Origin of the sequence: Nonomuraea angiospora, from assembly GCF_014873145.1 — a bacterium.
Taxonomy (GTDB): domain Bacteria; phylum Actinomycetota; class Actinomycetes; order Streptosporangiales; family Streptosporangiaceae; genus Nonomuraea; species Nonomuraea angiospora.
Window position 1 is genome coordinate 7,817,574 of record NZ_JADBEK010000001.1, and the last position, 19,547, is coordinate 7,837,120.

20 protein-coding genes are annotated in these 19,547 nt (G+C 72.3%); 10 read left to right on the forward strand and 10 right to left on the reverse strand.

Annotated features, from left to right (window positions below):
• Positions 1–105: 105 nt before the first annotated feature.
• Positions 106–858 carry a hypothetical protein gene (locus H4W80_RS35635; RefSeq protein ID WP_192789080.1) on the forward strand — a complete coding sequence of 251 codons (753 nt, stop codon included), beginning with the start codon at positions 106–108 and terminating at the stop codon, positions 856–858.
• A 149-nt stretch (positions 859–1,007) separates the two neighbouring features.
• Here H4W80_RS35635 and H4W80_RS35640 read toward each other — a convergent pair whose 3' ends face one another.
• The 6 genes from H4W80_RS35640 to H4W80_RS35665 all read right to left on the reverse strand — a co-directional run bounded on the left by H4W80_RS35640 (position 1,008) and on the right by H4W80_RS35665 (position 8,274).
• Positions 1,008–4,541: a WD40 repeat domain-containing serine/threonine protein kinase gene (locus tag H4W80_RS35640; RefSeq protein WP_192789081.1), complete on the reverse strand. Its 3,534-nt coding sequence runs from the start codon at positions 4,539–4,541 to the stop codon at positions 1,008–1,010.
• A gap of 76 nt (positions 4,542–4,617) precedes the next feature.
• Positions 4,618–5,112, reverse strand: coding sequence for a hypothetical protein (locus H4W80_RS35645; protein ID WP_192789082.1), 495 nt, complete (start codon positions 5,110–5,112; stop codon positions 4,618–4,620).
• A gap of 91 nt (positions 5,113–5,203) precedes the next feature.
• Positions 5,204–5,578 (reverse strand): nuclear transport factor 2 family protein, encoded by a 375-nt coding sequence (locus H4W80_RS35650; protein ID WP_318787215.1) that lies wholly within the window; start codon positions 5,576–5,578, stop codon positions 5,204–5,206.
• 103 nt (positions 5,579–5,681) lie between these two features.
• Positions 5,682–6,446, reverse strand: coding sequence for an FAD:protein FMN transferase (locus H4W80_RS35655; protein ID WP_318787216.1), 765 nt, complete (start codon positions 6,444–6,446; stop codon positions 5,682–5,684).
• Positions 6,443–6,907, reverse strand: coding sequence for an FMN-binding protein (locus H4W80_RS35660; RefSeq protein WP_192789084.1), 465 nt, complete (start codon positions 6,905–6,907; stop codon positions 6,443–6,445). Before H4W80_RS35660 ends, H4W80_RS35655 begins: the two co-directional genes overlap by 4 nt.
• A 14-nt stretch (positions 6,908–6,921) precedes the next feature.
• Positions 6,922–8,274, reverse strand: a complete 1,353-nt coding sequence (locus tag H4W80_RS35665) for a ferredoxin reductase family protein (RefSeq protein WP_318787217.1) — start codon at positions 8,272–8,274, stop codon at positions 6,922–6,924.
• A gap of 136 nt (positions 8,275–8,410) precedes the next feature.
• Between H4W80_RS35665 and H4W80_RS35670 the strand changes: the two genes are divergently transcribed.
• The 3 genes from H4W80_RS35670 (at position 8,411) to H4W80_RS63920 (ending at position 11,524) form a co-directional block, all read left to right on the forward strand.
• Positions 8,411–9,124 (forward strand): response regulator transcription factor, encoded by a 714-nt coding sequence (locus H4W80_RS35670; protein WP_318787218.1) that lies wholly within the window; start codon positions 8,411–8,413, stop codon positions 9,122–9,124.
• Complete coding sequence (locus H4W80_RS35675) at positions 9,121–10,542, forward strand: sensor histidine kinase (RefSeq protein WP_192789085.1); 1,422 nt, start codon at positions 9,121–9,123, stop codon at positions 10,540–10,542. The genes H4W80_RS35670 and H4W80_RS35675 overlap by 4 nt, the downstream gene beginning before the upstream one ends.
• 70 nt (positions 10,543–10,612) lie before the next feature.
• Entirely contained in the window at positions 10,613–11,524 is a 912-nt protein-coding gene (locus H4W80_RS63920; RefSeq protein WP_318787219.1) for a phosphotransferase family protein, read from the forward strand.
• On the opposite strand, the gene H4W80_RS35685 is transcribed toward H4W80_RS63920, so the two are convergent.
• From H4W80_RS35685 to H4W80_RS35700, 4 genes are read right to left on the reverse strand one after another with little or no spacing between them, the layout of a single operon-like run.
• The gene (locus H4W80_RS35685; RefSeq protein ID WP_192789086.1) at positions 11,507–12,028 is read right to left on the reverse strand and encodes a MerR family transcriptional regulator; all 522 of its coding nucleotides are present in this window, start codon (positions 12,026–12,028) and stop codon (positions 11,507–11,509) included. The genes H4W80_RS63920 and H4W80_RS35685 overlap by 18 nt on opposite strands.
• A 10-nt stretch (positions 12,029–12,038) precedes the next feature.
• Positions 12,039–12,899 carry an SDR family NAD(P)-dependent oxidoreductase gene (locus tag H4W80_RS35690; protein ID WP_192789087.1) on the reverse strand — a complete coding sequence of 287 codons (861 nt, stop codon included), beginning with the start codon at positions 12,897–12,899 and terminating at the stop codon, positions 12,039–12,041.
• Between the two features lie 38 nt (positions 12,900–12,937).
• Positions 12,938–13,258, reverse strand: a complete 321-nt coding sequence (locus tag H4W80_RS35695; RefSeq protein ID WP_192789088.1) for a hypothetical protein — start codon at positions 13,256–13,258, stop codon at positions 12,938–12,940.
• Positions 13,251–13,628: a MerR family transcriptional regulator gene (locus H4W80_RS35700; protein ID WP_192789089.1), complete on the reverse strand. Its 378-nt coding sequence runs from the start codon at positions 13,626–13,628 to the stop codon at positions 13,251–13,253. Before H4W80_RS35700 ends, H4W80_RS35695 begins: the two co-directional genes overlap by 8 nt.
• A 50-nt stretch (positions 13,629–13,678) precedes the next feature.
• Here H4W80_RS35700 and H4W80_RS35705 point away from each other — a divergent pair, with 50 nt between their 5' ends.
• From H4W80_RS35705 to H4W80_RS35730, 6 genes are all read left to right on the forward strand, one after another.
• Positions 13,679–14,563, forward strand: coding sequence for an NAD(P)-dependent oxidoreductase (locus H4W80_RS35705; protein WP_192789090.1), 885 nt, complete (start codon positions 13,679–13,681; stop codon positions 14,561–14,563).
• Positions 14,560–14,991, forward strand: coding sequence for a PPOX class F420-dependent oxidoreductase (locus H4W80_RS35710; protein ID WP_192789091.1), 432 nt, complete (start codon positions 14,560–14,562; stop codon positions 14,989–14,991). Before H4W80_RS35705 ends, H4W80_RS35710 begins: the two co-directional genes overlap by 4 nt.
• 37 nt (positions 14,992–15,028) lie before the next feature.
• The gene (locus tag H4W80_RS35715) at positions 15,029–16,300 is read left to right on the forward strand and encodes an MFS transporter (protein ID WP_192793941.1); all 1,272 of its coding nucleotides are present in this window, start codon (positions 15,029–15,031) and stop codon (positions 16,298–16,300) included.
• Positions 16,301–16,390: 90 nt separating this feature from the next.
• Positions 16,391–17,581, forward strand: a complete 1,191-nt coding sequence (locus H4W80_RS35720) for an AAA family ATPase (RefSeq protein ID WP_192789092.1) — start codon at positions 16,391–16,393, stop codon at positions 17,579–17,581.
• Complete coding sequence (locus H4W80_RS35725; RefSeq protein ID WP_192789093.1) at positions 17,578–18,822, forward strand: vWA domain-containing protein; 1,245 nt, start codon at positions 17,578–17,580, stop codon at positions 18,820–18,822. The genes H4W80_RS35720 and H4W80_RS35725 overlap by 4 nt, the downstream gene beginning before the upstream one ends.
• A complete protein-coding gene (locus H4W80_RS35730) occupies positions 18,819–19,544 on the forward strand; it encodes a hypothetical protein (RefSeq protein ID WP_192789094.1) in 726 nt (241 codons plus the stop codon). The genes H4W80_RS35725 and H4W80_RS35730 overlap by 4 nt, the downstream gene beginning before the upstream one ends.
• Positions 19,545–19,547 lie beyond the last annotated feature (3 nt).

Genomic DNA, 19,547 nt, shown 5'->3' on the forward strand with positions numbered 1-19,547 from the left:
GTGGTGTCGCCGGCAGAGCGGGTGACAGCCGGGCCGTCGATCCGCTGGTACGGGAGATCGGGGGAAACGACGCGAGGCGCCCGTGGTGATCGATAACGTGCCGGAATGAGCGAAGCGTTTCCTAGGCATGTGCTGTGCGTGCTCGGCGCCGGGCTGGACCTTTCGGAGATGGAACGGACTGCGGCGGGCTTCGGCGGTTTCGTCCTCGACCGCGAATACTCCGAGGCCGAACCCGACCCTCGGATGCCGGAGGCGTTCGGGGCCAGTATGGCGGCGGCCTCGTTCGACGAGGCGGACTGGGCCGCGGTGCGGTCCCACGACACAGTCGGCTACCTGCTGTCCGCGCCGATGATGCGGGAGCTGGCGTTCGACACCTCCCGGCGGCTACTGGCGGTGACGGCCGCGCTGCTGCGGTCCGGAGCCACGGCGGTGAAGAACGAGAGCAGCGGGATCGCGCACGGCCGGGACTGCTGGCTCGCGCTGGCCGATCGAGCGGCCGACGCCACGGACGAGGCCCTGGCCGACGCGCTGGTCAGCGCCTGGGTGAAGCGGCCGATCCACGACGGTCAGGTACTCTACACCTGTGGCATGCACCTGCTCGGCGCGCCCGAGGTGGAGATCGAGGTCGGTGAGGATCCTCCGGCGGAGGACAGGCTGATCGAGCTCGTCGCGCACCTGGACGCGCTCGCGATCTACCTGCTGACCGATCCGCGCGCGGAGGAGATCGAGGACGGCGCCGGGTTCCGGATGGCCGAGGACGCCCCGCGCTGGTTGCTGCGCACCGGCGCATGCGACCGCTACGACGAGGACGATCTGTTCTTCAACCCGTACGGATACGTCCGGCTGACTCACGTCTAGCCGGCTGCGGTCCTCGATTCCGCCGGATGGCGGTCTCGCTGAGCCCAGCAGACGGCGAAAGGGGGCGGCCAGGCCCGTCAGGGCGAACAGCCCTCCGACGACGTACCAGCCCGGACGGCCCCAGGTGATGCAGAGCGCGAGGCCGGTGATCAGGGGCAGATCTTCTGGTACGGCAAGCCGGGCAGATACTCCTGCCACTCCGCGCGCGTCAGCGAGCGCCCGGCCCGGGCGCAGACGGCCGTGGCCGTGCGCTGCGGATCGACGGAGACCGCGCGCAGCACACCCGCCTCGTCGATGGTACGGAGCACCGCGCCACCGGATCCGAACGCGGCCGCCATCAGCGGCTCGTCCGCCCCTGCGATGGACGGCCCGAGCTTGCGAGGCGTGACAGGGTCCCAGAGCTGGACCTCCTCCTCGGTGATGGACGCGGCCACGTCGCCCGTCCGGGAGAAGACCAGCTGGATGATCCCGTTGTCGTCACCGGGGTACGGACGGAACGTCGAGCCATGCCTCTTACCCGTGCGCAGATCCCAGAATGCGAGCCTGCCCGACCGGCTGTAGGCGGCGAGGCTCGCCCCATCAGGGCTGAAGGCGATGCTGCTCAAACCGCTGTTCAGCCCTCCTGGACCGAAGGCGGGGCCGACCGGCTGCCCGGAGCGAAGTTCGATCAGGCGGTTGGCCGAGTCGCTCAGCGGAGCGATCGTCGTGCTACCCGGCCGGAACACGATGCCCAGCAGGTCCTTGACGTCGACGGGCCGCAACCACGTGTGGTGCGGCACGTCCCAGACGAAAAGCCGGCTCCGAGATGTGCCGCCGACCTCGTCGGCGGCGATCGCGACCAGCGTCCCGTGCTCGTTCACGGCCACGGCGTCCGCCATCCACTCACCCGGCAGCCGGGCCCTGGTCACGCGCGACGGCTGAGCGGGGTCCCACATCTCCAGCGGCTTCCCCATGCCGCTGAAGGCCGCCAGCAGCCGCCCGTCGCCGCTGAACGCGAAGTGCAGGTCGCCGTCCCCGAGCCTTATCTCCAAGGGCGATCCGAGCGGGCGGAGCCTTTCCGCGTCCCAGAGCACGAGTTGCTTCGCCTCGTACTGATGAGTGGCGAGGAATCGGCCATCGGGGCTGAACACAGCGGTCTCAGGGGCGTGGCCGGGCAGCCGCGTGCGGTGGAGGACATCGGAGAGGTCCAGGCTCACCACGGTCTCGTCGGTCAGGTAACGCAGGGTCGTGCCGTCGAAACCCACGTTCTCGGGGGAGCCCCGGTAGGAGAGCACGGTGTTCCCGTCCGAGACCCGGACCAGCCCGAAGCTGTTGTCGTTCCCGACCACGAGGTAGCGGCCGTCCGGGCTGAACCACATTCCGTCGACGCCTCCCCCGACCGCCGGCTGACCTGCGAGGTCGCGCCCCGTGCGCGCGTCGACCAGGGAGATCCCTGAACCGGTGCGGCAGGCGACGGTGCGGCCGTCGGGACTGATGGCCGCCGCCCGCACCTGCTTGGCGCAGCCGCCCGAGCGGGGCCATGGCGCCACCGGATTCCCGCTCGGCAGCCTCAGCATCGTGAACCGGCCTTCGAGGCCCCCGTTCACGACCAGGTCGTTGGCCAGGGTGACGGAGGGTTCGAGCATGCCGTCCCTCGCGCCGATGTTCCTGCCGGTCCGCGTGTCCCAAAGGTCGCCCGCCTGGGAGCCCAGCACGAGGACGTACCGGTCGCCGGTCTGGAACGTGACGCCGTTGAAGTACTCCTGCTCGATCCTCTGCCTGGCCCCGGTCTGCCTGCCGGTGCTCGTGTCCCAGACGCGGATCTCATGGCCCGCCGCCACGGCCAGCAGCCGGCCGCTGGGGCTGAGGCTTGCCCCCAGGAACTTCTCCCCACCGAGCTTCAGGTCGTCCCAGCCGCCGGTCTTCTTCCCGGTCCGCAGGTCGTAGATCCGCACTCCTTTCGGGGACACGCTGACGAACGTGCGCCCGTCCCTGGTGATCTGCCGTACGGTCTCCGCGCCCGAGTCCGGGTCGGAGAACGCCGCGCGCTCGCGCTGCGCCCACGCGTTCTGCAGCGTCGCCCGCGTCGCGGTGACCGGGGCCAGCCGCCAGGCGGCGACGCTGAGCAGCATCGCCCGCACCGGGTCCGCCGTGCGCATCGCGTCGGCCTGTGCCGCCACCTTGCCCGCGACCGCCTCGTCCCGCTGCGCGGCGACGATCCTGCTCTGCTCCGAGATGACGAGGCTCTGCCGTACGGCGACGGCGCCGCCGATCAGGGCGAGGACGAGCAGGGCGGACAGGGTGACGGTGAGGAGGCGGCGGCGCCGGATCCGGTGGCGGGTGGCGGCGTTGCAGGCGTCGAGGAAGTCGCGTTCGAGCTTGCTGAGCGTGAGATGGCGGCGTCCGGTGGCGGCCCAGCGCAGGGCCGTCTCCAGGCGGCTGCCCTGGAAGACGTCGCCGTCACGGCGCCCGTGGGCGCTCCAGTGGCGTGCGGCGGCGCGGATCAGTTCGTGCGTGGGCAGGCCGTCGCGCTCGTCGCCGACCCAGGACCGCAGCCGTGGCCACGCCTGTAACAGGGCGGGCCGGGCCAGTGCGAGGTCGTCGCCCCGGACGGCGATCACGTAGGAGAAGACCTCCAGGATCCGCTCGAGCGCCGCCCGCTCGTCCGGCGTCCTCGCCTCGAACAGCTCCTCACGCGATGCGGTGCGTACGCTCACCTCACCGGCGCCGGTGACAGCCACCATGCGCAGGAACAGGTCGGGCACCAGGTCGCGTTCGGCCGGGCCGAGAAAGCCGTAGGCGTCCTCCGCGAGCGTGCCGAGGGCGGGATCGGCCGCGGCTCCCCGGCCGAGCAGCCCGGCCTCGGCGCTCCCGGCGGTGAGCAGGTCGGCCTGGCCGCCCTGGAACCCGCTGATCAGGCCGAGCAGCAGCTCGCGCGCGGTAGGCCGGGCGAGCGGGTCCTTGGCCAGGGCCGCCGAGACCAGGGGCCGCAGCGAACGCGGCAACACGGAGAGGTCGGGTTCGGCGGACAGGACGCGGTGCATGACCGCGCCCAGACTCTCGGCCCTGAAGGGGTCGTCGCCGTTGGCGGCGTAGAGCACGATCGCGCCCCAGGAGAACACGTCGGCGGGAGCGCCGGCACGCTGGCCGGTGAACACCTCCGGCGCCATGTAGGTCGGGGTGCCGGCCACCAGACCGGTGGCGGTCAGCGACATCTCCAGGGTCCGCGCCACCCCGAAGTCGATGACACGCGGACCGTCGGGACCCAGCAGCACGTTGTCGGGCTTGAGGTCGCGGTGCACGACGCCGGCGTCATGGATCGCGGTCAGCGCCGTGGCCACCGCGGTGGCCAGGCGGTGCAGCTCGTCGCCGCTGAAGCGGCGCCCGTCGGCGACGGCCTGACGCAGGCTCGGCCCTTCGACGTAGTCGCTGACGATGTACGGCTTGGGCGCGTCCAGATCGACCGCCAGCACTCGTGCCGTGCAGAACGAGGCCACCCGCCGGGCCGCGGTCGCCTCCTTGCCGAAGCGTGAGCGCAGATCCGGATCGCCGGCCGCGTCACCGTGCAGCACCTTGATGGCCACCCGGTCGCCCTGCGCGTCGTACGCCTCGTAGACCACCCCCTGGCCCCCGGCACCCAGCCGCCCGGCCAGCCAGAACTCCCCCAGCCGAAGAGGATCCCCAGGCAGCAGGGCCGACGCCATCTGATCACCCCGTCATCTCGGATCTTCTACGTCCTTAGATGCGGCCCCTGCGGCGGAAGTTGTCCTCCGCTGATCATCACCCGGCAGCGCCGTGGTCGGGGAAGAACCCCTGGAGGAGCGTGTAGCCGGGCATGCGTTCGGCCGGACGCACGCCCACGGTGAACATCTCCGGCTCGTCGAACACCGGCTCGCCGTTCGGGCGGCGCGCGTACGGGACGCGCCCGTAGTCCACGCCGTCGCTCTGGTCGAAGCTCATCCAGGTGATCGCCTCCTGCTCCCCTTCGCGCAGAGGGAGGTTCGAGACGGCCCGGCTGAGGACCTTGTCCGGGGTGATCACCCATACCTGGGGGACGGCGAAGATCCATCGCGTCGCGGCGATCTCCTGGGCCCTGGTGGCGGCCCGGTTCTCGAAGTCCGTCGCCGACTGCTGGTCGCGAAGGTAGTCGTAGTCGCTGAGCACGAGCTGTCGCTCGCCCTGGAGCGCGACGATGGCCGGGCAGTCGCGAGCGAGGATGCTCTTCTCCAGCCGGCCGATCACGTCGAAGAGCAACGCGGCCGTCTCGTCGTTCATCACGTCCTCCGAACTTCGCAGTCCCCCACAGATCCTGTCATGTCCTGTCATGACGCAATGCGATGGATCTCGCGGCTGCGGAAGCCCCGGGTCAGTGCTGAGCGGCGGCTCTGGCCTTGTGCATCGGGAGCAGGTCGAAGATGCTGATCACGCGCGTGATCCTGCCGTTCTCGACGGTGAAGTAGTCGATGCCGCGGAAGTCCTTCAGCAGCGGGGTGTCGGTCGTGTACACGGTGGCCGCGGTCGTGTCGTTTCCCAGGACGTCGATGACGGTGGCGCTGATCAGCGAGGTCGCGAACGGTTCGAGGAACCCGCGGTAGCCCTCCACCCCCTCGAACGTGCCGGTCGGGGCCTCGCACACGACGTCGTCGGCGAGGAGGCTCAGGGCCTTGTCGATGTCCTTGCTGGTCCACGCGCGGACGAATTCCTCGGCGACCTGCTGGGCGAGCCCGTTCGTTCCAGTCACGGCACAGTTCCTTTCGTGGTGGTTTGTCCACGGCAATGCCAGGGACGCTCGGCGCCGCCCCTTGCGGGCGGCGCGTCTACCTGCATCTTCACGGGGATATATGTCAGGTAGCGTCATATACCTGCGCATGAACCTGGAAGCCGCTGGTACGCCAGACCGTTCCCGACGAGGTCACCGCGAACGCCTCCAGCTCGTCCTGCTCCTCCACCCACTCCCTCGCCGCGGAGCCCATCGCGAACGCGGCGGTGGCGTAGGCGTCCACGGTGGCCAGGTCGTACCCGACGAGGGTGAGCGAGGCCAGCGCGGTGGCGGGGGCGCCGGTGTGCGGGTCGACGATGTGGTGCCCGCGTTCGGCGGTGCCGGAGGTGGCGACCGCCAGGCCGGTCCCCGACACGACGGCGGCCAGCGCCCCGGGGCGCAGCGGGTGGGCGATGCCCACGCGCCAGGGCCGGCCCGGCTCCGGCGATGCGCCGAGGCGGACGTCGCCGCCGCCGTTGACGCTGTGCCGCCGCGCGCCCGCCGCCGCCAGCAGCGCCGAGGCGTGCTCGATGGCCCAGCCCTTGACCAGCGCGGACGGGTCGAGCCGGCCGCCGGGCATGAGCGTGAAGTAGCCGCCGGTGTCGCGCTCGACCTGGGCGCAGCGGGCCAGCACGCGGACGATCTCGGGCGGGCAGCCCTCCGGGGCGATCTCGCCGCGGCCGAGGCGGCTGATCGGGCTGCCGGGCCGGTACGTGGAGAAGAGAGCGTCCACGTGGTGCAGCCACGCCACCGCCTCCTCGATCGCCGACGTGATCCGCTCGGACGCCTCGTGCCGGACGTCGAAGGAGAACACCGTGCCCATGACGTGCTCGACGTGCCGGATCGTCACAGCCCCGCCCGGTCGATCGCGCTCTGCAGGGAGCGGGCGTAACCCTCGCTGGTGTACGTGGCACCGGACACCGTGTCGATCTGCGCGCTCTGCGCCGACAGCGCCTCCTGGGTGAGGATCGGCAGCGCGGCGTCGTTGATCTCGATGTCACGGCGGTTGCCGTCGGGCGCCTGCAGCACCTGGACGTCGGCGATCTTCCCGCCGGACACGGTGATCGCGACCTGCACCGGGCCCCAGCGGGTCTCGGCGGGATCGCCGGTCACGGTGGTCCCCGCGGTCCCCTTGGTACCCGTGGTCCCCGTCCCCGTGGTCCCCTGCGTCGGCGTGGTGCCGGACTGCTTCTGGGCCAGGGCGGCGGGTGGCTGGGCCGCCTGCGACACGTCGTGCGGCTTGAACGACAGCAGCAGCACCAGGCCGACGGCGGTGGCCAGCACGGCCAGCAGTGCTCTACGGATAGGCATTTATCCTCGTACTCCTAGAACTCGAAGGATTCGTGATGGATGTTTCGCCGGGGCACCCCGGCGGCCCTCAACGCCTGGATCGCGGCCCGGGTCATCTCGGCGGGGCCGCACACGTACACGTCGTGGTCGCGCAGGCCGGGCACGACCCGGGCGAGCACCGCCGCGTCGAACGGCCCCCCGGAGCCGCGGGGGCCGGTCGAATAGTGCAGATTCGCACCCCGGGCGACGGCGATGTCCTCGAGCTCCTGCCTGAACACCAGGTCGGCCTCCCTGCGCGCCCGGTAGAGCAGGGTCAGCTCGCCGGGAAGCGACTCGAACAGCGCGCGCAACGGGGTGATGCCGACTCCGCCGGCGATCAGCAGCACCTTCCGGCGGGAGCGCAACCGCCCGGTGAAGGCCCCGTACGGTCCCTCGGCGAAGATCCGAGTCCCGGGGCGCAGCCCGGCCAGGGTCGCGCTGTGGTCGCCCAGCGCCTTGACCGTGATCCGCAGCCCGCCGGCGCCGGGCGGGGCAGACAGCGAGTAAGGGTTCGCCGACCACCACAGCCCCCTGGCCAGGAAGCGCCAGCGGAAGAACTGGCCGGGCTCGGCGCGCAGCCGCTCCAGTCGCCGGCCGGTGACCTGGACGGAGATCACGCCGGGAGCCTCAGTGGTCACCGCGGCCACCCGCAGCCGATGCCGCAGGAACAGCCGGACGGGGGCGAGGAGCCGGTACCAGATGACGAGCGCGGCCACGCCGAGATAGAGGACGTACCAGGCGACCTGGGCGGCCCGGTCACCGGCGAACTCCGCGCCGGTGGCGAGCTGGTGGCCGAAAGCCAGGTAGGCGGCGACGTAGGTGTAGAAGTGCAGCAGGTACCAGGTCTCGTAGCTGAGCCGGCGGCGGGCGGCACGGGCCGAGATCGCGCCGATGCCGAGCAGCAGCAGGCAGGCCGCGGTGGCCTCCCACATCTCGGGGAAGGTCACGACCATGGTGACGGCCTCGTCCGTCACGTGCTCGCCGTCGGTGATCGCGTACCCCCAGATGACGGACAGCACGTGCGCGGTCATCAGGCCGACGAAGTAACGCCCGCCCATGGCGTGCCAGCGGGTCAGCCGGTCGGTGCCGACGCCGTGCTCCAGCGCGGGCACCCGCGCCATCAGCGCGATCAGCACCGCCATCGCGTAACCGGCCAGCAGGCCGGTGACGCGCCCGGCGTTCGTGAGCCAGCCGGCGGCGCCCACGACCGCGGAGGTGTCACGCCACCACAGCGCGACGACCGCGACCGCGCCCAGGCCGATCAGGGCGAGCACCGGGCCGGGGCGAGCCACGAAGCCGGTGGGCCTGACCTGCGGGGCGGTTCGGGATGGTACGTGCGTGATGGTCACACCGCTCTCCTGCTTCTCCGGGAACGGGACCCACCGTGCCAAGCGAAGCTCTGCGTTCCTTCTGAACGGGCCGGGACGGAGGTGACCTCAGAGGATTTTCAGAAGATTCAGGTATGAAATGGACAGGGAGGTGACCGTGTCAGTGTTGCTGCGTCCTGACGGTGCGCCGATCCGCGTGCTGGTCGTGGACGACGAACCGGACATCGTCGAGGTGCTGGAGACGGTGCTGCTCCAGGAGGGGTGGCGGGTCCGCGGGGCCGGCGACGGCGCGACCGCGGTGCGGGCGGCGGAGGAGTTCGTGCCGGACGCGGTGGTCCTGGACGTGATGCTGCCCGATCTGGACGGCCTGGAGATCATGCGCCGGATCCGCGAGCGGCTGCCGGAGGTGTGCGTGCTGTTCCTCACCGCCAGGGACGCGGTGGAGGACCGCGTCGCCGGGATCACCGCCGGCGGCGACGACTACGTGACCAAGCCGTTCAGCCTGGACGAGGTGCTGGCCCGGCTGAACGGGCTGCTGCGCCGCGCGGGGATGGCCCGCGCCGGGAACGGCACGCGGCTGGCCGTGGCCGATCTCGTCATGGACGTCGAGGCCAGGGAGGTGGCCAGGGCGGGGACGTTGATCGACCTGACGCCGACCGAGTTCGACCTGCTGCGGCTGCTCATGCTCAACCCGCGCCACGTGCTGAGCAAGGCCCAGATCCTCGACCACGTCTGGTCCTACGACTTCGGCGGGCAGGCCCATGTGGTCGAGCTGTACGTCAGCTACCTGCGCAAGAAGATCGACGCGGGCCGCGAGCCGCTCATCCACACCGTCCGCGGCGTCGGCTACGTGCTCAAGCCGCCCGCATGAGCCGCTTCCTGCCGCGAACGCTGCGGGGCCGGCTCGTCGCGGGGGTCCTGGCGCTGCTGGCGCTGGCCTGCGCCGCCGTCGGCGTGGCGACGTCGTTCGCGATGGACCGCTTCCTGCTGACCCAGCTCGACCAGCAGCTCGCCACGATCGGCGGCAGGTACGCGGCCAGCCTGGAACACGACGGCCGGGGCGGGGGAGACACGCGCAGCCAGGCCCCGGGCACCTTGGGGGTGCGCGTCGCCGGCGGCGTGATCACTCAAGGGTCGGTGGTGACCCCGGACGACGACGACCGGGCGCGGCTCACCGGCGGCGACCAGGCCGTCCTGGCCGCGGTGCCGGCCGACGGCGTGCCCAGGACCGTGTCCCTGTCGAGCCTGCACGAGTACCGGGTCGTCGCCGTGCCGGGCCGAGACGGCGACGTGCTCATCACCGGTCTGCCGCTGCACGAGGCCGAGGAGACGCTGATGCGCATGGAGGTGTTCGAGTTCTTCATGTTCGGCGCCGCGCTGGCCGTCACCGGCGTCGCCGGCGCGGTGTGGGTCAGGCTCGCGCTGCGCCCCCTGGAACGCGTGGCCGCCACCGCCCGCCGGGTCACCCGGCTGCCGCTGGCCAGTGGCGAGGTGGCGCTGACCGAGCGGGTGCCCGACACCGATCCGCGTACCGAGGCGGGGCAGGTGGGGGCCGCGTTCAACAGCATGCTGGGGCACGTGGAGGCGGCGCTGGCCCGCCGGTACGCCGTCGAGCAGCGGCTGCGCGCGTTCGCCGCCGACGCCAGCCACGAGCTGCGCACCCCGCTCGCCGCGATCCGCGGCCACACCGAGCTGGCCCTTCGCGTGGCCGAGCCGATGCCCGAGGGGGTACGGCACGCGCTCGACCGCATCGACGCCGAGTCGGGCCGGATGAGCGAGCTGGTCGCCGACCTGCTGCTGCTCGCCCGGCTGGACGCGGGCCGGCCGCTGGCGCGGGACGAGGTGGATCTCACCAAGCTGGCCATCGAGTCCGTCGGCGACGCCAGGGCCGCCGCGCCCGCCCACCGCTGGCGGCTCGAACTGCCCGAGGAGCCGGTCACCGTCCAGGGCGACCCGTCACGGCTGCGCCAGGTGATCACGAACCTGCTGACCAACGCCGGCATGCACACCCCCGAAGGCACGGCGGTCACCCTGACCGTACGCCAGGCTCCGGACGCGGCCGAGCTCACGGTCGCCGACGGCGGGCCGGGCATCCCGCCGGACATGCAGGAGGAGATCTTCGAGCGCTTCTCCCGCGTGGACAAGGGGAGATCGCGCGCTTCCGGCGGCACGGGGCTCGGCCTGGCGATCGTCAAGGCGGTCGTCGCCGCGCACGGCGGCACGATCACCGTCGAAAGCCGCCCCGGCCACACCGCCTTCCACCTCCGCCTGCCCGACGCGGGGCGATAGCGTTCCGCGAACGGGGTGCCCCGTGAAAACGGCAGGCACGCGAGCGGAGTGATGGCCTACCGTGCCACGAGTGACGGATCCGCTTCCCCAGGCAGTGCTGGACTCGGTGCTGGGCCACCCGGGGGGCTCGCTCGTGTCGTGCCGGAGCGAGCCGATCACGGGTAGCTCAGGAGCCGCCACCGATGCCGTGAGCAGGTTGTCCGGCCAGGCACGGCTCGGCCGCGACCAGGTCTCCTTCACCGTGATCCGCAAATCCTGCCGGCCGCTGACCACCGGACGACACGCCGCCGACGCCGCCGACCCCCGGCACTGGGCCAACTGGCGGCGGGAGCCTCTCGCCTATGCCAGCGGGCTGCTGCCAAAGGGACCGGGGCTGGCCGCTCCCCGCTGTTACGGCGTCATCGGCGACACCGTCTATCTCGCCGACGCCGGCGCCGTCCCGGAAGCCCCACGCGTGGCCGCACACCGGCTCGGCCGCTGGCAGGCCGACGTCGCCGTGCCCGACGTACCGTGGCTGTCCGGCCACCAGCTCGCCCAGCGGATCGCTGTCAGTGACCTGAGCTGGACCGGCATGGACGTGCCCGCACACATCCCGGCGTTGTGGCAAGAGCGCCACGAACTGCTGGAGCGGCTTGACCGGGTGCCTCGAGTGCTCGTCCACGGTGACTTCTCCCACGGCAACCTCGTCGCCGCCGACGACGGCGCCGGCACGGTGGCGCTGGACTGGGCGACGTTCGGGGTGGGCCCGGTGGGAGCCGATCTCGCGTCACTGGCGCTGACCACCCTCGGGCGCCATCTCGACGACTACCTCGACGGACTGGCCGGCCGCATCGACGCCGCCGACGTCGAGCTGGGCTACCGGGTGACCCTCGCGCTGACCGGAGCCGGTCGCATCCACTGGATGTTGTCGCGCGGAATGAAGCCTCCCTCGGGCTACGTCGACTTCGTCACCGCCGAGGCCATCTCACGCCTGTGCCCGTAGTGCCCGTCGCGTCGTGTGGTCGGTGGCGGGGGTCTGGACGTCCGGTCCGGTCGAGCCGCCGTACGTGGCGATCTTGTACTCGACGGCCGTGAGGGAAAGGGTCAGCTCACGGATCCGGCGGCGGATGGTGTCGCGATGCTCGACCAGCATGTCGAGCCGCTCGGGCACCGTGTGCTCCCCGGCGTCGACGAGCGAGATGTAATCCTGAAGGTCGCGCATCGGCATGCCGGACAGCCGCATCCGGGTGAGGAACACCAGCCGTCGCACCGCGTCGGCGTCGTAGACGCGGTGACCATGGCTGTCGCGGCCCACCTCGACCAATCCGGCCCGCTCGTAGTAGCGCAGCGTGTGGGGAGAGATGCCGAGAAGGTCGGCGACGTCGGCGATCGTCATCGGCTCCGCCACGGCGGCCAGATCGGTGAGGCGGTGGATCGCCTCGACCGACATCGGGCCGTCGTCGCCGAGCGTTTCGAGCGCCCTGGTCATCAGCTCGTCGGTGGCCATGACAACCAGCCTAAATCGGCCGCGCCGATGCCGGGGCGTCCGCGAAGTCGGCGCTGCGGGCGGTCTCGGCCCACCGCTCGACCTCCTCCAGGCCACGCCGGTACGTACCCGAGATCCGCTCGACGGCCTCGCGCCCGAGCGGCAGCCGCAGCGGCACCTCGTCACCGTGCGCGAGGGACACGATGATCTCGGCTGCCCGCACCGGGTCGCCCTCCTGGCGGCCGTCGGCCCCGGCCATGTCCGAGCGGACGGCGGCCAGCAGCTCACGGTAGGTCTCGGACGACTCCACGAACTCCAGCACGTCCCCCGCGTTGAAGTCGGTCCGGAACCGGCTCGGCTCGACGATCATCACGCGGATCCCGAACGGCGCGACCTCCCCGGCCAGCGCCTCCGACCAGCCTTCGAGCGCGAACTTCGACGCGGAGTACGCCGACACTCCGGGGAAGGACATCCGCCCACCCTGGCTGCTCATCTGCACGATCGTCCCGGTGCCCCGCGCGCGCATCGCGGGCAGCGCCGCCCGCACCAGCGCGGCGGGGCCGAACAGGTGCAGGTCCATCAGCTCACGCAGTTGCGCGTCGCCGACCTCCTCGACCGCTCCCACCACGGCCCGGCCCGCGTTGTTGACGAGCACGTCGAGCTGTCCGAACCGGACGAGGGTGGCACGCACGAGCTCGGCGGCCGCGGCGGCGTCCCGGGCGTCGAACTCCGCGATCAGGCAGTTGTCCGGGTGCTTCGCCGCCAGGTCGGCCACGCTCTCGGGCCGGCGCACCGCCGCCACCACGCGGTCGCCCGCCGCGAGCGCCGCCTCCGCCAGTGCGCGTCCGAAACCCCGGGAAGCGCCGGTGATGATCCAGGTCTTGGTCGTCATGGCGGGAACGCTATGGCTTCGAGCGCGCTCGAACGCAACTACCTGGGGCCGGGCGACCGGAAAGCCATGACATTGAAGACCGTCGAGGTGACGAGGAAACAGACGGCGGGAACCATCAAGATCATTCGCAACAGCGGATCGACGTCCAGGACCTGGGGGAGCAGTATTGTCGTCAGCGAGGCGGACATGAAGATCTGTGCCCAGGCGAACGGCTTCCAATAAGCCGATTTTCTTGCCGGAACCCAGGGCGGGAGCCTCTTGGCGATCAGCGTGAAGACGCCTACCAAGAACACGACAGCACACAGAGTGAGAGCGATCAGCGCCATGTAGTCCGTGCCCGTCTCTAAGCCCTCAAGCATGTGACCCGCTCTCCACAACACGTCGCTCCGCGGCGTCGATGTAGTCGCGCAGGGACTGGCGGGAGCGGGCGAGCGTGTCGATGTGCTCGTCCAGGCCGTGCAGGCGGGCCTTCAGGGTGTCCAGGAGCTCGGGGCAGGGCTCCAGGTCAGGGGCGACGCCGGTGGCGCAGGGCAGGAGGTACGCGATCTCCGGGGTCGACAGCCCGGCTTCGAGCAGCCGGCGGATCTGGGTGACGGTCAGGACGGCGTCGTCGCCGTACTCGCGGTAGCCGTTGGAGCCGCGCTCGGGTTCGAGCAGGCCCTGGGCCTCGTAGTAACGCAGCTGATGTGTGTGAACTCCGGTCTGCCGGCTCAACTCCCCGATCAGCACGCTCGTTCCCCCTTGACCTTCATATCGGTATGAACGTTGAGGATTCTGCCATGAGCACCAACAACGTCAACCACACTCCCGTGACGGTCATCGGCCTCGGGCTGATGGGCCAGGCGCTGGCCGGAGCGTTCCTGCGTGCGGGGCATCCCACCACCGTGTGGAACCGTACGGCGGCCAAGGCCGACCAGCTGGTGGCGCAGGGCGCGACGCTCGCCGGCTCGGTCGGCGAGGCCGTCGCGGCCGCCCCGCTCGTGGTCGTCTGCGTCACGGACTACGACGCCGTGCACGGGCTGCTCGACCCGCTCGGCGCGGTTCTCGACGGCCGGGTCCTGGTCAACCTGGGGTCGGGCACGTCGCAGGGCGCCCGTGAGACCGCCGAGTGGGCGGCGCGGCAGGGCGGCGCCTACCTCGACGGCGCGATCATGGCCGTCCCCGCCGAGATCGGGGCGGACGCCGTCATCACCTACAGCGGGCCGCGCTCGGCCTTCGAGCCGTACGAGCCCGCCCTGAGGAGCCTCGGTTCGGGAACGACGTACCTCGGCGACGATCACACCCTGTCGGCGCTGCACGAGATGGCCGTGCTGAGCCTGATGTGGAACATCCTGAACGGATTCCTGCAGGGCGCCGCCCTGCTCGGCGCGGCGGGGGTGCGCGCCGGAGCGTTCGCCCCGCTCGCGGGCAAGGGGATCGAGATCGTGAACGGCTGGCTGGCGGACTACGCGGAGCAGGTCGACGCGGGCACGTACCCGGCCCTGGACTCCACCATCGACACCCACCTGGCCGCGATGGACCACCTCATCCACGAAAGCGAGGCCCTCGGCGTCAGCGCCGAGCTGCCGAGGTTCATCAAGGCCCTGACCGACCGGGCCGTGGCCGACGGGCGCGGCGGCGACGGTTACGCGGCGATGGTCGAGCAGTTCCGCAAGCCGTCATGAGCGCCACACCGTTCGACCCGCGTGCGCTGCTCGCGGAGAGCCGGCTGGGGGTCCTCGCGACGATCAAGGCGGACGGCCGCCCGCAGCTCTCCCCCGTCATGCCCTTCTACGACCGGGAGGCCGAGGTCGTCCACGTGTCGATGACCGAGGGGCGGGCCAAGACCGCGAACCTGCGCCGGGACCCGCGGGCCGCGCTGGAGGTCACCAGCCCCGACGGCTGGTCGTGGGCCACCGCCGAGGGCACGGTGACGCTCACGGGGCCGGGCGCCGACCCCCACGGTCCCGAGGTGGAGGCGCTGGTGGACTACTACCGCCGCGCTGCGGGGGAGCATCCGGACTGGGACGAGTACCGGTCGGTGATGGTGTCCGACCGCAGGGTGCTCATGACGATGCGGGTCGAGCACGTGTACGGCGAAAGAGTCCGCTGACCGGCGGGCGTTTCGCCGTTTCCATGACCTCCCGGCCATCCAGCGGGACCTGCACGCCACGCCTTCGCAGATTCAGTTCGTGGTGGCGGGGTTCGGCGTCGCGCTGGCCGCCGGGCTGATCACCGCCGGCCGGCTGGGGGACCTGTACGGCCGGCGCCGCATGTTCGCCGCCGGCCTGGCCGTCTTCACGGTGGCGTCGGCGCTCTGCGGGGCGGCGCCCACCGCCGGGATCCTGATCGCGGCCAGGGTCGGCCAGGGACTCGGCGCGGCGCTGCTGATGCCGCAGGTCCTGGCCATCATCAACACCGCCTTCACCGGTGAGCGCCGGGCCAAGGCGTTCAACGCCTACGGCGTCACGATGGGCTTCGGCGGCGTGTTCGGGCAGCTCATCGGCGGCGTGCTGATCAACGCGGACCTGGCCGGGCTGGGCTGGCGCACCATCTTCCTGATCAACGTGCCGGTGGGCGCGCTCGCCATCGCCCTGGTCCCGCGCCTGGTGCCCGAATCCCGCCTTCCGGGCGGCCCGAAGCTGGACCTGGCCGGTACGGCGCTCGTCTCGCTCGGCCTGGTCGCCATCGTCTACCCCCTCGTCCAGGGTCAGGAGCAGGGCTGGCCCGCGTGGACCTGGCTGTGCCTGGCGGCGGCGGTCGCCCTGCTGGCCTCGTTCGCGCTGCACCAGCGGCGGGCCGCCGCACCGCTGGTGGACCCCGGGCTGTTCCGGCACCGCTCGTTCTCCGCGGGCACCGTGGTCAGCCTGCTGCACTCGATGACGATGGGCTCGTTCTTCCTGATCCTGGCGCTCTACCTCCAGCAGGGCCGCGAGCTGGACGCCCTGGGATCGGGGCTCATCTTCCTCCCGCTGGGCCTCGGCTACTTCGCGTCCTCGACGCGGGCCGTCCGGCTGGCGGCCAGGCTCGGCCGCCAGGTCGTCGCGCTCGGCGCGCTGACCATGGCCCTCGGGTACGGCCTCCTCGCCCTGACCGCCACCGCCCTGGGCGAGCACGGCCCCATCGCCTGGATCATCCCCGGCCTCGTGGTCGCCGGCGCCGGAATGGGGCTGGTCATGGCCCCGCTGCCCGCACTCGTCCTGAACGGCGTGGACCCCGGGCACGCGGCCGCCGCCTCCGGCGTGTTGAGCACCGCGCAGCAGGCGGGCGGCGCGATCGGCGTGGCCGTGGTCGACGTGGTCTTCTATGGCGCGCTGGGCGGCTACCCGCACGCCTTCGCCATGGGCCTGCTCCTCCTCATCGCGCTGGACGTGGCGGTCGCCGCCCTGGTCCAGGCCCTGCCCCGGCCGAACCACCCATGAGCTGCGGGGTCAATCTAGGTTGACGCCAACGATCGCGTCAACCTAGGATGACGCTGTCAGGCTGATCCCGTCGCTCTCGTGCGAGGACCCATGAGCTCTCAGTCAGCAGTGCGTGAGGCCGTCGCGGTCGCGATAGCCGCGAACCTGCCCGTCATCCTGTGGGGCGCCCCGGGCACCGGCAAGACCTCGTCGGTGCTCGCGCTCGGCGCCCGGCTCGGCCTGCCCGTCGAGGTCGTCGTGGGCTCGATCCGCGAACCGAGCGACTTCTCCGGCCTGCCGGTCCTGCGGGACGGCGGCACCTGGTTCGCCCCGCCCCGGTGGGCCGAGCGGCTGGCCGCGGCCGGCCACGGGCTCCTGTTCCTCGACGAGCTGACCACCGCGCCGCCCGCGGTGCAGGCCGCCATGCTGAGGGTGGTGCTGGAGCGTACGGTCGGCGATCTCACGCTGCCGGACGAGGTGCGGATCGTGGCCGCGGCCAACCCTCCGGACCAGGCCGCCGACGGCTGGGATCTGTCCGCGCCGCTGGCCAACCGCCTGATCCACCTGCACTGGCAGGTCGAGGCGGCCGACATCGCCGAGGGCTTCGCCACCGGCTTCGCGGTGCCCGAGCCGGCGCCCGCGCCGAGCCCCGCGGCGGTGGCCCGGGCCCGCGCGCTGGTCGGCGCCTTTCTGCGGGTACGGCCCGAGCTGGTGCTCGCGGTGCCGGACAGTCCGGAGCGGGCGGGACGCGGCTGGCCGAGCCCGCGAAGCTGGGAGATGGCGGCCAGGGCCGTCGCCGCCTGCGAACACGGCATGGCGGCCAGGGCCGTCGCCGCCCGCGAACACGGCATGGCGGCCAGGACCTCCGCGACCGGCGAAGACGGCGAGGCCGCCAGCACCTTCGCGGCCGGCGAAGGAGGCAAGATCTCCGAGGATGTGGTGGCCGAGCTCGTGCTGGGTGCGGTCGGCGAGGCGGCCGGTTTCGAGCTGATCTCCTGGCTGCGCAACCTCGACCTGCCCGACCCCCAGACCCTGCTGACCGACCGGCACGCGCCACTGCCTGACCGGGTCGATCGCCTGTACGCGGTGCTCGGCGCGGTCGTCTCCCACGTGCTGGCCGACGGCAGTCCACAGGCGTGGGAGCAGGCGTGGACCGTGGTGGCCCGGGTCGCCCGCAGCGCGCCCGACGTCGCGGCCGGCGCGGCCAGGTCGCTGGCCAGGGGTCGGCCGGCCGGTGCGGCCCTGCCGCACACCATGCTCGAACTGGCGCCGATCCTGCGTTCGGCGGGTCTGCTGCGATGAGCGAGGGGGCGGACCTGGTCGGGCAGGCGATGGCCCGGTTCGCGGCGGCCAGGCTGTGGGCCGCGCACCGGGCGCCGTACCTGGCCACCGCGGTGTTCGCGCTGAATCCGGTGGTGCTGGAGCCGTACCTGGACGACAGGACCGGGCGGCCGGTGCCGGACGTGGAGTTCCGCGCCTTTCCCGCCGACACCCGCTGGAACGTGCACGTGGACACCGGCACCGCGCTGGCCACACCGGTCGAGGAGATCGGCTGGTGGCTGCTGCACCAGGTGGGCCACCTGGTACGGGCGCACGCCGAGCGCTCGCCCGCGGCTGAGGCGCACCGCTGGAACCAGGCGGCCGACGCGGAGATCAACGACGACCTCGAGGCCGAAGGGCTGCTCGGACCGGCCGGCGTGATCTCGCCCGCCGCGCTGGGCCTGCCGCCCAACCGTATGGCCGAGGAGTACGTGCCGATGCTGGACGTGCTCGCCGAGGCGGTCGGCAAGGGCGGCAGGGAACTGTCGGAGGCCGTCGACTGCGGCAGCGCCGCGGACGGCGTCACCCGAGGCTACGAGGGATCGGGCGGCGGGCTCGGCGACCTGGACCGGGAGCTGCTGGAGCGCTCCGTCGCCGCCGGCATCCAGGAGCGGATCGGCGCCCGCAGCGAGGTGCCGTCCGGCTGGCGGCGCTGGGCCGAGGAGCGGCTGCGTCCCGAGGTCGACTGGCGGGCGCGGCTCCGCGCGGTGATCCGGCGCGGGCTGAGCTCGGCGGCCGGCCGGGTCGACTTCAGCTACCGGCGGCCGTCACGCAGGGCGGGCGCCCACCCCGAGATCGTGGCCCCGGCCATGGTCAGCCCGGTGCCCGGCGTCGCGGTGGTCGTCGACACCTCGGGCAGCGTCACGGAACCGCGGCTCGACCGCCTGGTCACCGAGCTCACCGGCATCCTGAACGGAGTCGCCGGCCGGAACCGGCGGCTGCGCGTGATCTGCTGCGACGTCGCGGCCCATCCGGTGCAGGAGGTCCGGCGCGCCGCCGACGTACGGCTGGTCGGCGGCGGTGGCACCGACATGCGGGCCGGGCTGGCCGCCGCGACGGCGCTGCGCCCCCGGCCGGACCTGGTGATCGTGCTGACCGACGGGCAGACCCCCTGGCCGGAGCGCCGGGTCGCGGCCGACGTCGTGGTCTGCCTGATCGGCGAGGACGGGCACGCCCCGGAATGGGCGGCCACCGTGCGCGTACCCAAGGAGGATCGATCATGATCGTGGCATTCCCCGACGACGCGGAGCCGCGTCCCGAACCGCTGCACACCTGGCAGGAGCACGGCTTCACCGTCGCCGAGGCCCGTGGCTGGATCAAGGAGGGCTTCCGGCTGCCGCAGGCGCGGCGGTGGCGTGAGTCGGGGGTCTACGCGGCGGACCAGGCGCGGCAGTGGCGTACCGCGGGTGCGACGCCGTACACGGTGGACGTCTGCCTGCGCGCGGGCATGACGCCGCGGGACGCGGTGCGCTGGCGGGAGCTGGGGCACTCGCTGGAGGAGGCGGCGGATCGGCATCTGGCCGGTGAGAGCCCGCGGCCGAGGCGGTGGCTGCGCCGCCTGTTCGGCGGCGGCCGGAGCAGGGCCGCCGAGCCCGGCGCGATGCGGGAGCTGTTGCGGGCCGGTGTCGCGGCCTCGACGGCCCGCGGATTCGCCGATGCGGGCTGGGCCGGTCGCGACGCGGTGGAGTGGGCGCGGCGCGGCGTGGCGCCGACCGACGCCAGGATCTTCCGCGCGCTCGGCTTCTCCGCGGCCGAGGCGGAGAAGCTGGACGAGGACGCGATCTCGGTGATGGTCGGGTGGTGGCGGGCCGGAGTGCCGTTCGACGAGGTCGCCGCCTGGCGAGGAGCGGGTTTCCAGCCCGGCGAGGCGGTCGCGCTGCGCGCGGACGGGACCGGGGTGGAGCAGGCGAAGATCCTGCGGGCCCTCAGCGACGGGGCAGAATGAGCC

What these genes read in the sequence shown, in the direction of transcription:
- H4W80_RS35635 (WP_192789080.1), top strand. Translation starts at nt 106, where the DNA reads ATGAGCGAAGCGTTTCCTAGGCATGTGCTGTGCGTGCTCGGCGCCGGG.
- H4W80_RS35640 (WP_192789081.1), bottom strand. Translation starts at nt 4,541, where the DNA reads ATGGCGTCGGCCCTGCTGCCTGGGGATCCTCTTCGGCTGGGGGAGTTC.
- H4W80_RS35645 (WP_192789082.1), bottom strand. Translation starts at nt 5,112, where the DNA reads ATGAACGACGAGACGGCCGCGTTGCTCTTCGACGTGATCGGCCGGCTG.
- H4W80_RS35660 (WP_192789084.1), bottom strand. Translation starts at nt 6,907, where the DNA reads ATGCCTATCCGTAGAGCACTGCTGGCCGTGCTGGCCACCGCCGTCGGC.
- H4W80_RS35675 (WP_192789085.1), top strand. Translation starts at nt 9,121, where the DNA reads ATGAGCCGCTTCCTGCCGCGAACGCTGCGGGGCCGGCTCGTCGCGGGG.
- H4W80_RS35685 (WP_192789086.1), bottom strand. Translation starts at nt 12,028, where the DNA reads ATGGCCACCGACGAGCTGATGACCAGGGCGCTCGAAACGCTCGGCGAC.
- H4W80_RS35690 (WP_192789087.1), bottom strand. Translation starts at nt 12,899, where the DNA reads ATGACGACCAAGACCTGGATCATCACCGGCGCTTCCCGGGGTTTCGGA.
- H4W80_RS35695 (WP_192789088.1), bottom strand. Translation starts at nt 13,258, where the DNA reads ATGCTTGAGGGCTTAGAGACGGGCACGGACTACATGGCGCTGATCGCT.
- H4W80_RS35705 (WP_192789090.1), top strand. Translation starts at nt 13,679, where the DNA reads ATGAGCACCAACAACGTCAACCACACTCCCGTGACGGTCATCGGCCTC.
- H4W80_RS35710 (WP_192789091.1), top strand. Translation starts at nt 14,560, where the DNA reads ATGAGCGCCACACCGTTCGACCCGCGTGCGCTGCTCGCGGAGAGCCGG.
- H4W80_RS35720 (WP_192789092.1), top strand. Translation starts at nt 16,391, where the DNA reads ATGAGCTCTCAGTCAGCAGTGCGTGAGGCCGTCGCGGTCGCGATAGCC.
- H4W80_RS35725 (WP_192789093.1), top strand. Translation starts at nt 17,578, where the DNA reads ATGAGCGAGGGGGCGGACCTGGTCGGGCAGGCGATGGCCCGGTTCGCG.
- H4W80_RS35730 (WP_192789094.1), top strand. Translation starts at nt 18,819, where the DNA reads ATGATCGTGGCATTCCCCGACGACGCGGAGCCGCGTCCCGAACCGCTG.